The following is a 13,484-nucleotide window of genomic DNA, read 5'->3' on the forward strand; positions in this document are numbered from 1 at the left end:
GGTATCCGATGTAGTGACGTCTGTACCTGCTGTCCGAAGCAAAGGCTCTGATACCAGGCGTCCCCTGGTAACAAAACAGCATCTGCGCGTAGCACGGCATCACCACAACGCCTGATTAGCCCTGGTCCCACGCGGCCGGGATGGCCAGTTGCGGCTTGGGTGTACGTCGCCAGGGAAGGACGCGCTTTGCATCGAGGCCACCACGTGGCCAAACCAAATCGCCCCAGGCAGTCGCCTGGACCCATCAGCGTGCGACAAATGTCGCTCTCGGTAGAGTCATGACTAAAAAATATATAGTTCGCACCACGGCGCTCAGCGCCGCCCTTGGCCTGGCACTGTTTGGCACCGTTTCGTTCGCCCAGTCCACGACTGGCAGCCTTTTTGGCCAGGCGCCCATCGTCAGTGGCGAAACCGTTCTTATCGAAGGCAGTACCGGCATCAGCCGCGAAGTGCCGGTGGATGCCAAGGGCCGGTATTCGGCCGGCCAGTTGCCCTTGGGCACCTACACGGTAAGCCTGCGCCAGGGCGGCGCAACGGTCGATACCCGAAAAAACATCTCGCTGGTGGTGGGTGCGAACACTGAAGTCTCTTTTGCCCAATCCGATGCCACGACCTTAAGCGCGGTCAGCGTGTCGGCAGCGGTGACGCCGCTGATCGATGTGACCAGCGTTGATTCCCGTACCGTGATCACCGCCGACCAGCTGACGAAAATGCCATTGGCGCGCAATGCCGAAGCGATCGCGCTGCTGGCTCCCGGCGTGGTGACGAACGGCGGCAACTTCACCGGCCCCACCGGACAGCAGCTCACCAGCTTCGGCGGTTCGTCAGCCAGCGAGAACGCCTATTACCTCAATGGATTCAACACCACCGATCCATTGCGCGGCTTCGGTGGCATCACCCTGCCCTATGGCGCGATCGACCAGCAGGAAATCTATACCGGTGGCTACAGCGCCCAGTACGGCCGCTCCGATGGCGGCGTCATCAACCAGGTGGGCAAGCGCGGGACCAACGATTGGCACTTCGGTGCACAGGTGCTCTGGCAGCCCGCCTGGGCGGCGGCGGATGCCAAGAATACCTACTACACCCAGGGCCTTCCGGCGAGCCCGGTGGCCGGCAATCTTTATGATCCCAACAGCAAGAACAAGACCTGGGTCACCACCGTCGATGCCTATGTGGGCGGCCCCATCATCAAGGACAAGCTGTTCTTCTTCGCCGCCGTCGAGGCGCAGCGAAGCAACGCCACCACGGTCAATTCGGTGGAGAACACCAGCCCGGAAACGCGCTACACCTACGAGCAGCCCAAGTGGTACGGCAAACTCGACTGGAATATTACCGACAGCAATATCCTCGAGGTCACCGGCGCTTCCAACAAGCGCAGTGCGAACGGGTCGATCTACGACTATGACTACGTCAACCGCACGCGCGGTGCTTACATCGGCGCCACGGACAGCACCAAGACCGGTGGCGACCTTTACACTGCCAAGTTCACCAGTTACATCACCGACGACCTCACCCTGACCGCGCTGTACGGCAAGATGAAGACGCGCAATTACGACTCGCCGGGCAGCTATAACCAGGATCTCACCTACGTCAACGGCACGTCCTCGGAAAACCCGGCCCTCAATGGCGGCAGCGCCATCACCAGCCCGCAGACCGTGCAAACGCTCTACAGTCCGGACCGCGCCAACCACACCAACAACCTGCGCATCGACCTGACCTACAAGATCGGCGACCACACGATCTCCGCCGGTATCGATAACCAGAACGCACGCGCCCTGGCGCAGGGCTCGCAAACCTCAGGCCCCGGCTACTACTGGACCTACGGCCAGACCGACACGCCCGATGTGCCGTTGTCGTCCGGTCTTGGCGTGGGCGCCACCTCGGCCTACCCGAACGGAGCCGATGGCTACTATGTGGTCAAGCATGTGGCCAACTCGCTAGCGAGCGTGCGTTCGGCGCAACGCGCACAATACATCGAGGATAGTTGGCAGGTCAGCGACCGGTGGCTGGTGAAGATCGGTTTGCGCAATGACCAGTTCACCGACTACAACGCCAATGGGCAGGCCTATATCACCCAGACCAAGCCACAGCTCGCACCGCGGCTTGGCGCCAGCTGGGATGTCAATGGCGATTCGAGCTTCAAGATTTACGCTAATGCCGGCCGCTATTACCTCGGCTTGCCGCTGAACCCCGCGCTGAATGCCGCAGGCGCTTATGTCAGCACGTCGCAGTACTACACCTATAGCGGGGTTGCTGCCGATGGCACGCCCACAGGGCTGTCCCAGATGTCCGTCCCGGTCTCGGCGAACAATGCTTTCGGCATCCTGCCCGACCCGAAAACGGTGACGGCGCGGAACCTGAAGTCCGAGAACCAGGACGAATTCCTGCTCGGTTTCACCAAGACCGCGGGAGATAGCTGGACCTATGGCGCCAAGGTGACGCGCCGGATTCTTCGCGATGCGATCGACGACTACTGCGACCTGGATACCGTGCTGGGCAAGGCGCAGTCGCTGGGCTACGACGTTACCAGCGACAGCAATCCGGTGAGTTGCTGGCTGTTCAATCCCGGTACGGCCAATACCTTCAACCTGGTCGACTCGGCAGGGAATTACCACAATGTAAGCCTGAGCAACAAGGAACTGGGCTTCGATGCTCTCAAGCGCAAGTACTACGGCCTGGAGACCTTCCTGGAGCATCCGTTCGACGGCACCTGGTATGCGAAGGTGGACTATGTCTTCTCGCGCAGCTATGGCAACACTGAAGGCCAGCTGCGCTCGGACCTGCAGCAGACGGCGGCGTCCACCAGCGAAGACTGGGACAACGGCGCCATCATGGATAACACCAACGGCCCGCAGAGCAATGACCACAAACACCAGTTCAAACTGTTCGGGTACTACCAGCTGACCCCCGAGTGGATCGTGTCGGCGAACCTGAGCCTGGTGTCCGGCGCGCCCAAGACCTGCCTTGGCTACTACGGCCCCGACCAGACCGATCCCGTAGGTTATGCGCCGTCCTATCACTGGTGCGATGGCCAGCCTTCGCCTCCCGGCAGCCATGGCCGGCTTCCGTGGGTACGCCAGCTCGACCTCGGCGCCACGTGGCGACCGACGTTCGGCGCGGGCAAGCTGGCATTCACCGCCAACATCTACAACGTAAACAATGGGCAGACCGAGACCAACATCTACCCATACTCGGTCACGGCACCCTATACCGCCGATCCGAAATACGGACTGGCGCTGGTTCGCCAGCAGCCACGCTATGTGCAGTTCGGCGTGAGTTACGACTACTGACGGGGTGCTACGGCCTCGGGAATGCTGCGTCGCAATATTCCCGAGGCCGATAGCTACCGCCTTTCGTAACCATAACTTCAATCAATTTTTGCAATCTCCGCGGTCGCCGTATGATCGACGGGCTACGTGTCCACACGCCCCGCCGGCGACTGCTCCTGTTCGTCTCCGGCCAGCCCACCCCAAGGAGAGAACGCGAATGTCGACGACCGAAGCCAAATGCCCTTTCAACCACACCGCCGGTGGCGGCACGACCAACCGGGATTGGTGGCCCAAACAGCTACGCGTTGACCTGCTCAACCAGCATTCGTCCAGGTCCAATCCGGATCCAGACTTCAACTATGCAGAAGCGTTCAAGAAGCTCGATCTTGCTGCCGTCAAGAAAGACCTCAACGCCCTGATGACCGACTCCCAGGACTGGTGGCCCGCCGACTTCGGCCACTATGGCGGCTTGTTCATCCGCATGGCCTGGCACAGTGCCGGCACCTACCGCATCGCCGATGGCCGCGGTGGCGGCGGTCGCGGTCAACAACGCTTTGCGCCGCTGAACAGCTGGCCCGATAACGTGAGCCTGGACAAGGCGCGCCGCCTGCTTTGGCCGATCAAGCAGAAATACGGCCGCAACATCTCCTGGGCGGACCTCTACATCCTGGCCGGCAACGTCGCCCTGGAATCGATGGGCTTCAAGACGTTCGGCTATGCCGGCGGCCGCGAGGACACGTGGGAACCGGACCTGGATGTTTTCTGGGGCACCGAAACCGAATGGCTCGGTGGCGATCATCGCTACGGCAAGAACAAGAAGGCCGACGCCGGCGACCACGAAAGTGGCGTAATCACCGCAGAAGCGGAGAAACATGGCAACGAAGAGGACCGCACCGAGCACGGGCGCAACCTCGAGAACCCGCTTGGTGCCGTGCAGATGGGTTTGATCTACGTCAATCCGGAAGGCCCGGAAGGCAACCCCGACCCGATCGCCGCGGCGCACGACATCCGCACGACCTTCGGCCGCATGGCGATGAATGATGAAGAGACCGTCGCCCTTATCGCCGGTGGCCACACGTTCGGCAAAACCCATGGTGCCGCCGACGCGAAACACGTCGGCGGAGAGCCGGAAACCGGCGAGCTGGAAGACCAGGGCTTTGGCTGGAAGAACAGCTTCGCCTCCGGCCGTGGCGGCGACACCATCACCAGCGGCCTGGAAGTGACCTGGACCCAGACCCCCACCAAGTGGAGCAACCACTTCTTCGAGAACCTCTTCGGTTTCGAATGGGAGTTGACCAAGAGCCCAGCCGGTGCGAACCAGTGGGTGGCCAAGGGCGCCGGCGACGTGATTCCAGACGCCCACGACAAGTCCAAGCGCCACGCCCCCAAGATGCTGACCACCGACCTGTCGCTGCGTCTTGATCCGGCCTACGAGAAAATCTCGCGTCGTTTCCTCGAGCACCCCGACCAGTTCGCCGATGCGTTTGCCCGGGCATGGTTCAAGCTGACCCATCGCGACATGGGGCCCATCGAACGTTACCTGGGCCCGGAAGTACCCAAGGAACAACTGATCTGGCAGGACCCGGTGCCCAAGGTCGACCATCCGCTAGTCACTGAAAGCGACGTGGAAGCGATCAAGGCGAAGGTGCTGGCCTCGGGCTTGAGCGTGGCGGAACTGGTGTCCACGGCCTGGGCGTCCGCATCGACGTTCCGTGGCTCGGACAAGCGTGGCGGCGCCAATGGTGCACGCATCCGCCTGGCGCCGCAGAAGGACTGGAAGGTCAACCAGCCGGCACAGCTGAAGAAAGTGCTCGATAAGCTGGAGAGCATTCGATCGGAGTTCAATGCCGGCGGAAAGAAGATCTCCCTGGCCGACCTGATCGTGCTGGCTGGTAGCGCGGCGGTGGAGAAGGCAGCGAAAGATGCCGGCAACGCGGTAAAGGTGCCCTTCGCCCCGGGCCGCACCGACGCGTCCCAAGAACAGACCGATGTCGAGTCCTTCGAGCCGCTGGAGCCCGTTGCCGACGGCTTCCGGAACTTCCTGAAGGCCAGGTACAGCGTGCCAGCCGAAGCGTTGCTGATCGACAAGGCGCAATTGCTGACGTTGACCCAGCCGGAGCTGACGGTGCTTATCGGCGGCCTTCGCGTGCTCGGCGCCAATGTCGATGGCGGCTCGCAGGGTGTCTTCACCGATTCTCCGGGCAAGCTCACCAACGACTTCTTCCGTAACTTGCTGGACATGCGTACCGAATGGAAGCCAGCCTCGCCGGCGCGGGAATCGTTTGACGGTTTCGAGCGTGGTACCGGCAAGAAGAAGTGGACGGCCAGCCGTATCGACCTGGTGTTCGGTTCGCATTCGGTGCTGCGTGCGCAGTCGGAGGTCTATGGCACCGCCGATTCGCAGGAGAAATTCGTCAAGGATTTCGTCGCCGCGTGGACGAAGGTGATGAACCTGGACCGGTTTGACCTGAAGAAATAAGGCGTTTGACCAAGGCCGCCCCGGTGATTTGCCGGGGCGGCTTTTTATTGCCCGGCGAGCCATTGTCGGAACGCCTTGACCATCGGCGAATCGGCGCGATGGATCGGCGTCACGAGGTAGTAACCGCCTGGCGATGCCAGGGCCACGCGGCCGATACGAACGAGCTTGCCTGCAGCAATGGCATCGGTGACCAGGGGCGCCCGTGCAAGGGCAATACCCTGCCCGGCTTCCGCAGCCTGCAACAGCAAAGCCGAATCGTCGAATACCGGGCCGGACTGCGCGACAGTACCGGATGTCCGCGTACGCGCAAACCAGACATCCCAGGATTGAAAATCGTCGCGTAGAAACACGCCGCGCTTCAGGTCGGCAATGCGGCGGATGCCGAGGCTCTCTACGTAGTGCGGCGATGCCACGGGAAAGATGGCCTCGGCAAAGAGCTTCTGCGCTCGAAGGCCATGCCAGCGCCCTGAGCCGAAGCGGATACCGGCATCGATGTCCTCGGCATCCAGGTCCACCAGCTCGAAGGTGGCGCGCAACTTGAAATCCGCACTCGGGTGAGCTTCCAGGAACTGGCCAAGCCGCGGCAGAAGCCAGCGGCTGGCAAGCGACGGCGGAGCCGTGAGCGAAAGGCGATCGGCATGGCGAACACGAAGCTGGCGGCCCACATCGGACAACTCATCGAGGAACCTGGCCACCACGTCCAGCAGGCGCATGCCTGCGGGGGTCGGCGTAACGTCACGCCGGCTCCGGAGGAAGAGCCGGCTCGAATAGAACGCCTCTAGCGCCTTGATCTGATGGCTTATCGCGCTGGGAGTCAGGTGCAGTTCCTCCGCCGTGCGGGCGAAGTTCCGCAGGCGCGCCAATGCCTCGAACGTGCGCAGCGTATGCATCGGTGGCAGGGCGTGTTTCATGGATGAATGATATTCATCATTGGGTGAGGAAGGATCGCTTCAGTGTGTTCGGCTTCTTGCGGATACTAACCCGGCATAGACCGGAGCAGAACATGCGAGTTGAACAAATCGAAGATGACATCTGGATCTTCCATGGCGATTTCTACGAATCGGTGGCCACGGTTTTCGTACACCGCGGCAAGGCGCTGCTGATCGACGCGCTTGGAAGCGATGCAGATGCACAGTGGATGCAGGCGTATATCGAAGGTAACCTTCTGGCCGCGGTGAAGATGATCGTCATGACACACTACATGAGCGATCACATGGCGGGCCTTCGCCTGTTCCCGGGCGCACAGATCCTCGCTCATCGCGATTACCTGTACACCTATCTGTCTCAGCGGCATCGGACCCAGGACGACGATGCAAGCTACGTTGCGCCCACGGCGACCTATTCCCAGGAGCTCAATTTCACTTGGGGGGCGCGTGACATCAGGTTATTCCACAATCCGGGCAAGACATTTTGCGCTACGGCGATTGACGTGCCCAGATGCGACCTGGTGTTCTGCGGCGACGCACTGGTGGGAAACATCGCTTACATCGGCTCATCCGCGCCAAGCCTTATCGATAACGGGCTGGCCAACCTCGAGCGCCTTCACCGCGGCCGCATCGTACCGGGGCACATCGGCGTGCTTGGCGGCGGTGCATTCAGCCATGCGCGGATCTACCTGAAGAGGCTTGGCGACCGTGTCCGCGCCTGCCGCGATGCCGATGCCATTGCCAATATCCAGATCGAAGAATGTCTTGCTCCCGGAGTACAGCCGGTGCCCTTCGAAGTGGAGTGGCATGGCCGTAATCTTGGCGTTATCGCCGAGCGTCGCGTGTTCTCGGTAGGCCACGATGCGAGCCGGGTTGCGGCGGTATACGCATGAACGTTCTTCATCACCTGCTAGGCATGGTCATGGGATTTGCGCTTGCCGCGGTACCGCTCACCGGCCATTCCGAGGGGCTGCACGAAGGCTGGCAGGCTGTCGATGGCGTTCAACTGTTCTATCGCGAGGGTGGCGATCCATCCGCGCCGACCCTCGTTCTGCTTCACGGTTATCCATTGTCATCGGTCATGTACGCGCGACTGATGGATGAACTGGTGCAACAAAGGCATTTGCACGTCATCGCCATGGACTACCCGGCCTTCGGATACTCCGAGGCACCCGATCACCGGCAATGGGCCTACACCTTCGACCATGTTGCCGATACCGTGCGTCATTTCCTCAAGCTGCGCGGGATCGAACGCTACGGCCTGTATATGCAGGATTATGGCGTGCCGGTAGGCTTTCGTTTGATGAGTGCCGATCCAGGTGCGATCAGCTTCATCGTGGTGCAGAACGGCGTGATCCATCTGGATGGCTTTCCCGCCGCGCAAGATCCCAACAGCCCGCTGCGCCGCCACTGGGCGCATCGGGATGCCTCCACCGACGCAAAGCGGACGGCATACGCCCAGGGCTTATTAGCTCCCCGCGCCAACGGCTGGACGGATGAGGAGGATATCGGCGCTGATGCCACCTTGCTTATGGTCCAGTCCGCGCAGCGCTCGGGCGTGGTCCAGTCACGCAACGACCTGTGGTTCGACTACGGCAACAACGTCAAGCGCTATCCCGCCTGGCAGGCGCTGTTGCGGAACATGAAAATTCCCGTCCTGGTCCTCTGGGGCAGCCGCGATGACTTCTTCACCACGCCTGGAGCCCTCGCATACCTGCGCGATGCCCCGCAGGCGGAGATCCATATTCTCGATGCCGGTCATTTTGCCTCGCTGCAGGTGCCGAGCCAGATCGCCGGGCTCATCTCTACCTTCCTGGGGCGACACCCTCAGCTCGCTTGTGCGGCAGGGTGCGGGTCACCCTAGACACTTAGCTCCTGCGACGGCGTAAGGGAACGCTATGTCAAACAGCGCTTAGCGCGAATATCGACTCCACCTTCAGGTTCAAGGCGCGGGCGAGCTTCAACGCAAGGAACGTCGACGGAACCATGCGCCCGGCCTCGATCGCATTGATCGACTTACGGGTGGTACCGACGAGCTCCGCCAGATCGGCCTGGGTGAGATTCAGCGCCGCCCGATGAACTTTCAAACTATTGGAAAGACGCTCTTCGACCACGGATCAAGCCCGATCGTAGAAGAGAAACACGCCCAGGAAGACCACGGTTCCCAGGGCCACGGTCAAGGCGGCGAGCAACCCCGCCGACCAGGAAAGCGTCATCACAAAGGACAGCAGGCAGAACAACGCCTGTGCGCCAAGCATGGTCACGAACCCTGCCCTGAAAGCATGTTGGGAGGCGACGAGCCGCAGCTCATCGTTGAACATCGCGCGCTTGTGTTCTTTGATCTGGGCTGGCTTCGCACTGTGTTGAAGCCGGTTGACCCAGATCGCACCGAAGATGATGACCATGGGAATCAAGGTCATCAGCCGCTCGGCATTCCGCATTTTGGTGGGATCCGATGACATGCCCGCCACGAGGGCAACTACGCCAAGCAGCACGATCACCATCAGCGACAGCCACAGGCCGCGCCGCTCGTGGCGAACGAGCCTGTCGCTCCGCTCGTCTGAATTCTCATTGATCACTTGAGTCTCCCCGCTGTCTGGCCCGGGGCGATAATATAACCTATAGGTTCCATTTTGCAACCTATAGGTTACCCTCCTCCGCGATCACTTTATCCATTCAACCAGCGGCTTTCCCTTGGGAACGATATACGTGCCGATTTCCGCCGCATTGGTCTGGCCGACATTCTTCGCGCTGTGAATAACGCCTTTAGGCACGAACAGGACATCACCGGCCTTGAGCTTTACCGACGGCTTGCCCTCGAGTTGGTACTCGATCGTGCCCTCGACGACATAGATGATCTCTTCACCCGGATGCCTGTGATTCGGGGCGATCTTCCCCGGATCAATGTCCACGCGCAGTTGCACGGCCTCCCAGCCGGGAATGCTGATGTCGTTCTTGGATAACTCGGTGCGGTGGGTTCCCGTTTGCTGCGCCTGTGCAGCATGGGGCACCAGGCTGCCTGCGACGACCAGCAGGCTCGCAGCCGCGACGTTCAACACGTTCATGGAATTCTCCTCGATCAGCCGGTTCGACACAGCGGGGACTGGTCGAACCGGCTTGGCAGTGCGTCAGGTGGTCGCCACGGTCACGGCAACGTCGATGTTGCCCTTGACGGCCTTCGAGTAAGGGCAGATCAGATGGGCGGAGTGAACGATGGCCTCGGCGATATCCTGTGCCAGACCTGGCAGACGGACATTGAACCTGGCACCGAGGAACCAGCCTGGACCCGTCTGACCCACATCCACTTCGATGTCCACCGAAGCATCAGCCGGAAGCGTGACCTTCTTCAGCGAGGCCGCCAGATTAAGTGCACTGGTGTAGCAAGCCGACCAGGCGCCCGCGAACAATTGCTCGGCGGTCGGGTGGGTTACGACGGCGTTGAACTCATAGTTCTCGCCACCCGGCGTCGACAGCTTGATGTCGACGACGTCGTGATCGGCACGCTGTGCCTTGGGATCGTGATTGACTTTAGTGTGGGTCTTGCCCGTAAAAATGACTTTTTCGATCTTGGTCATGAAGTGTTCCTCCGGGGATCCCTGCCCCCTTCATCATGCGCCTGCCATGACTACCAGCACATTCACTATACCGAGCTTCGCACTAGTCTAATTCCCAAGCTAGGGAAATCAGACATGGGCGACCTCGACGCACATTTTCGCAAGTTCAGGCGTGAGCTCAGTTCCGGCACGGTGTCGCTTGCCCTGCTGGCCATCCTGGCGGCCGCCGACGAGCCCATGTATGGCTACCAGATTGCCAAGCGCTTCGAGCGCGAGGGCGACGGCGTGCTTATCGGCAAGCAGAGCGCGCTGTATCCGGTGTTGCGCACGCTTGAGGGCAACGGCTTGCTCGATAGCCATGTCGAACCCTCCGACACCGGCCCGCCGCGACGTTATTACCGGATCAATGCGAATGGCCGCGAGGCACTGCGTGATTGGACCTCTGCCTGGACTTCCACCCGCGACTTCGTCGATACCGCGCTTGAGGATGTGAAATGAATACTGCCGCCTCGCCCTACCCCACCACCATCAAGCGGTATCTGGATGAATTGCGCAAGGCGCTGGACGGATCGGATCCCGCGCTCGTGCAGGATGCCCTCTACGACGCAGAGGATTACTTGCGTTCGGAAATGAGCGAGAACCCCGGCAAATCCGAAGCGGAGATCATTGCCATGGTCGCAGGCAGCTACGGCGCACCGGACGAAGTGGCGGAGATCTATCGCGATACTGAGGCCAAGGTTCAGACCGCGCTACGCCCGCCGGCTCCGCGCTGGACCACGCCCTGGGGAAAATTCTTCGGCGTGGCGGCGGACTTCCGCAGCTACGGCGCGCTGTTCTACATGCTGCTGGCGCTCGTCTCGGGCGTTTTCTACTTCACCTTGATAGCCGTGGGCATGTCGTTGTCGCTGGGGCTTTCGGTGCTGATCATCGGCATTCCCATCATCATCCTGTACTTCGGCATCGTGCGCGTGCTGTCACTGGCTGAAGGACGCCTGGTGGAAGCCATGCTGGGTGTGCGGATGCCGCGCCGACCGTTGTACGCGAACCGTGACGATCGCCTGATGACGAAGATCAAGGGTCTGTTTACCGATCCGCGCATGTGGTCCACGCATATTTATTTCCTGCTGATGCTGCCGCTGGGCATTGCGTACTTCACCATCTTCGTGACGCTGATCGCGCTGGTCGTCAGTTTCATCGGCCTGCCGCTGGCCGCCTGGACAGGCCTTGCCACGCCCGGCTTTGCCGACAACTCCTGGGTTTTCATGCACATCCAGATGTTTGGCATCGATGGAACCGCGGGTACCGCCGCACTGCTTGGTTCGCTGCTGTTCGGCGTGTTGCTGATGTTCGGCACCCTGCACCTGGCCCGCGGCATCGGGTACCTGCATGGCCTGCTGGCAAAGCATCTACTGGTAGCACCGGCGCGGTAGTGGATTCAGGCGGCGTCGAATGGATCGGGAATAACGCGCAAGTCGACCGGCTGCCCGGGAACGAGGTAGTCGTCCGACCAGATAGGTGGCAGCAATCTTGCGTCCCGCATCCATTCCTTGACGTCGGCCATCGCCAGTAGTGTCTGCGTCCAGGCTTCGATGGCGTCCCTCGAGGGCACAACCGGGTCATGAGCGACAAGACGCACGATGGTCGGCACCAATATCAGGTCAGCCAGAGACAGGGTCCCGAAAAGAAACGGGCCGCTGCTTTCAGCAACGTACTTGGCGAGAACGCCGAACAGACGCTCGCATTCGCTCGTCTCGACGGCAGTAAGCGTCCGTTTTTCCGGATAGAAGGCGCTCTCGAATGAAATTCGGGCGCAGATATTCGACAAACCTGAGTGCTGCCACGCCGCCAGGGATCTCGCCTGGGCCCGTTGCGTCACGTCGACAGGCAGCAGGCGTCCCCCGCACGCATCGTTCGCGTATTCCATGATCGCCAGCGAATCGTAGATCGCTACCCCGTCCACCACCAACACGGGCACCATCGCCGGCGGCGAAATGCGACCGACGGCTTTCAGGTTGGCAAAGCGCTGCGGTCGCACGATATTGACGATCTCTTCCTCGAAGTCGACCCCCGCCGCGCGCAGGGCAAGCCAGGCGCGCATGGCCCAGCTCGAGGCGTTCCTGGTTCCCGAGTACAGCTTGGGTCTGCTCACGGTGGGTCCTGGGTGGAGAAGGCTTCTCTATTCTCCAAGGCTTCGCGACAAAAATCATCCTGGCAAGCCCGGGCGCCGCTTATCTCAAAAGCAAGAAACGGAGTTTCCCGTATCGATGCGGAATCTATCTTTCCTGGGGAGGGCCCACCCTCCCACTCATCTCACCAGATAAGGATGCTTAGCCATGTCGAAAGAAGAAGATAACAAGGCCATCGTCGGCCGTTGGTTCAACGATTTCTGGGGTGAAACCTGCAACCTCGCCATCGTCGATGAGCTTGCCTCGCCCGACATGCTGCTTCAGTACTCGCTGCACGAGCCGCGCCGGGGTCATCAGGACATCAAGGATTTCATGACGGATTTTCGCAGCTCATTCCCGGACCTGAAGTTCTGGGGCGCCGCTGATCTCATTGCCGAGGGTGACTACGTTGTCGGCCGCTGGGAAGGTGGTGGCACGCACGCCGGCCCGGCCTTCAGCGACTTCCTGGCAGGTTCGCTTCCCGCGGCCACGGGCAGGAAGATGCATTTCACCGGCACCACGGTGCTTCGACTCAAAGATGGCAAGATCGTCGAGGAGATCGGCCTGGATGACGGAGTCACGGCACTTACGCAGCTCTGCCTGATCAAGGCGGCCTAGGATCGACTACCGCAGGTAGCTCCCGCGGTAGTCGAGGCCATCCGCCTTCGGGCGGGCAGCCAGGTGGGCGCAAGCCCGACCGTTCTGTGGCGGATTTCTGACCCTGGCTGCCTGCCACCTTTTACAGTTCCCCAAGCAGCCAGGCTGCCAACTGGCGAGAGCCGCGGCGATGTTCGTCCTTGACGTTCGAATTTTCGGTGCAAGCCGAGAGATACATCTGCGCGGCCGTACCCTTCGCAGGAAGCTGAAGCTGGTCGCGTAACGACAACGACTCCCGGGCGAGCGATAGAACCACTTCACTCTCCTCCGGTAACCAATGAGGCCGGATGTAGTCAGGCATGAACTCCGAATTGAAGAATAAGAACTCACCGGAGTGCGCGGCACGCGGCAGCACGCGCTTGAGCAAATTCAAAAGATCAACTTCCACAGCCGCCAGCTGAGCTTCCAATTTGTCGTACCTGGATGCTTTCATA

The 13,484-nt window shown here is 60.9% G+C and carries 14 protein-coding genes; 7 read left to right on the forward strand and 7 right to left on the reverse strand.

The genetic code is table 11. The features are described from left to right. Window positions 1-278 precede the first annotated feature (278 nt). The gene (locus tag NDK18_RS01260) at window positions 279-3,290 is read left to right on the forward strand and encodes a TonB-dependent receptor (RefSeq protein WP_250622875.1); all 3,012 of its coding nucleotides are present in this window, start codon (window positions 279-281) and stop codon (window positions 3,288-3,290) included. Between the two features lie 196 nt (window positions 3,291-3,486). Further along, a complete protein-coding gene (gene katG, locus NDK18_RS01265) occupies window positions 3,487-5,748 on the forward strand; it encodes a catalase/peroxidase HPI (RefSeq protein WP_250626868.1) in 2,262 nt (753 codons plus the stop codon). Window positions 5,749-5,792: 44 nt separating this feature from the next. On the opposite strand, the gene NDK18_RS01270 is transcribed toward katG, so the two are convergent. Next, window positions 5,793-6,659: a LysR substrate-binding domain-containing protein gene (locus NDK18_RS01270; protein WP_250626869.1), complete on the reverse strand. Its 867-nt coding sequence runs from the start codon at window positions 6,657-6,659 to the stop codon at window positions 5,793-5,795. Between the two features lie 92 nt (window positions 6,660-6,751). Between NDK18_RS01270 and NDK18_RS01275 the strand changes: the two genes are divergently transcribed. Both NDK18_RS01275 and NDK18_RS01280 read left to right on the forward strand, forming a co-directional pair. Beyond that, the gene (locus tag NDK18_RS01275) at window positions 6,752-7,567 is read left to right on the forward strand and encodes an MBL fold metallo-hydrolase (RefSeq protein WP_250626870.1); all 816 of its coding nucleotides are present in this window, start codon (window positions 6,752-6,754) and stop codon (window positions 7,565-7,567) included. After that, complete coding sequence (locus NDK18_RS01280) at window positions 7,564-8,538, forward strand: alpha/beta fold hydrolase (protein WP_250622871.1); 975 nt, start codon at window positions 7,564-7,566, stop codon at window positions 8,536-8,538. Before NDK18_RS01275 ends, NDK18_RS01280 begins: the two co-directional genes overlap by 4 nt. Before the next feature lie 37 nt (window positions 8,539-8,575). Here NDK18_RS01280 and NDK18_RS01285 read toward each other — a convergent pair whose 3' ends face one another. The 4 genes from NDK18_RS01285 to NDK18_RS01300 form a co-directional block, all read right to left on the reverse strand. Further along, window positions 8,576-8,788, reverse strand: a complete 213-nt coding sequence (locus NDK18_RS01285; protein WP_250622870.1) for a helix-turn-helix transcriptional regulator — start codon at window positions 8,786-8,788, stop codon at window positions 8,576-8,578. Between the two features lie 3 nt (window positions 8,789-8,791). Beyond that, entirely contained in the window at window positions 8,792-9,253 is a 462-nt protein-coding gene (locus tag NDK18_RS01290; protein WP_250626871.1) for a hypothetical protein, read from the reverse strand. Window positions 9,254-9,337: 84 nt separating this feature from the next. Further along, window positions 9,338-9,739: a cupin domain-containing protein gene (locus tag NDK18_RS01295; protein ID WP_250622868.1), complete on the reverse strand. Its 402-nt coding sequence runs from the start codon at window positions 9,737-9,739 to the stop codon at window positions 9,338-9,340. Between the two features lie 63 nt (window positions 9,740-9,802). Then, window positions 9,803-10,249, reverse strand: coding sequence for an Ohr family peroxiredoxin (locus tag NDK18_RS01300; protein ID WP_250622867.1), 447 nt, complete (start codon window positions 10,247-10,249; stop codon window positions 9,803-9,805). Between the two features lie 114 nt (window positions 10,250-10,363). Between NDK18_RS01300 and NDK18_RS01305 the strand changes: the two genes are divergently transcribed. Together NDK18_RS01305 and NDK18_RS01310 are read left to right on the forward strand one after the other, a co-directional pair. Beyond that, window positions 10,364-10,726: a PadR family transcriptional regulator gene (locus NDK18_RS01305; RefSeq protein ID WP_250622866.1), complete on the forward strand. Its 363-nt coding sequence runs from the start codon at window positions 10,364-10,366 to the stop codon at window positions 10,724-10,726. Continuing rightward, window positions 10,723-11,658, forward strand: a complete 936-nt coding sequence (locus NDK18_RS01310) for a sensor domain-containing protein (RefSeq protein WP_250622865.1) — start codon at window positions 10,723-10,725, stop codon at window positions 11,656-11,658. The genes NDK18_RS01305 and NDK18_RS01310 overlap by 4 nt, the downstream gene beginning before the upstream one ends. Before the next feature lie 5 nt (window positions 11,659-11,663). Here NDK18_RS01310 and NDK18_RS01315 read toward each other — a convergent pair whose 3' ends face one another. After that, a complete protein-coding gene (locus NDK18_RS01315) occupies window positions 11,664-12,377 on the reverse strand; it encodes a glutathione S-transferase family protein (RefSeq protein ID WP_343219734.1) in 714 nt (237 codons plus the stop codon). Between the two features lie 184 nt (window positions 12,378-12,561). Between NDK18_RS01315 and NDK18_RS01320 the strand changes: the two genes are divergently transcribed. Then, the gene (locus NDK18_RS01320) at window positions 12,562-13,011 is read left to right on the forward strand and encodes an ester cyclase (RefSeq protein ID WP_250626873.1); all 450 of its coding nucleotides are present in this window, start codon (window positions 12,562-12,564) and stop codon (window positions 13,009-13,011) included. A gap of 121 nt (window positions 13,012-13,132) precedes the next feature. Here NDK18_RS01320 and NDK18_RS01325 read toward each other — a convergent pair whose 3' ends face one another. Next, window positions 13,133-13,483 carry a hypothetical protein gene (locus NDK18_RS01325; RefSeq protein WP_250626874.1) on the reverse strand — a complete coding sequence of 117 codons (351 nt, stop codon included), beginning with the start codon at window positions 13,481-13,483 and terminating at the stop codon, window positions 13,133-13,135. Between the last annotated feature and the right edge of the window lies 1 nt (window position 13,484).

Source organism: Pinirhizobacter soli, assembly GCF_015905305.1.
Lineage (GTDB): Bacteria > Pseudomonadota > Gammaproteobacteria > Xanthomonadales > Rhodanobacteraceae > Pinirhizobacter > Pinirhizobacter soli.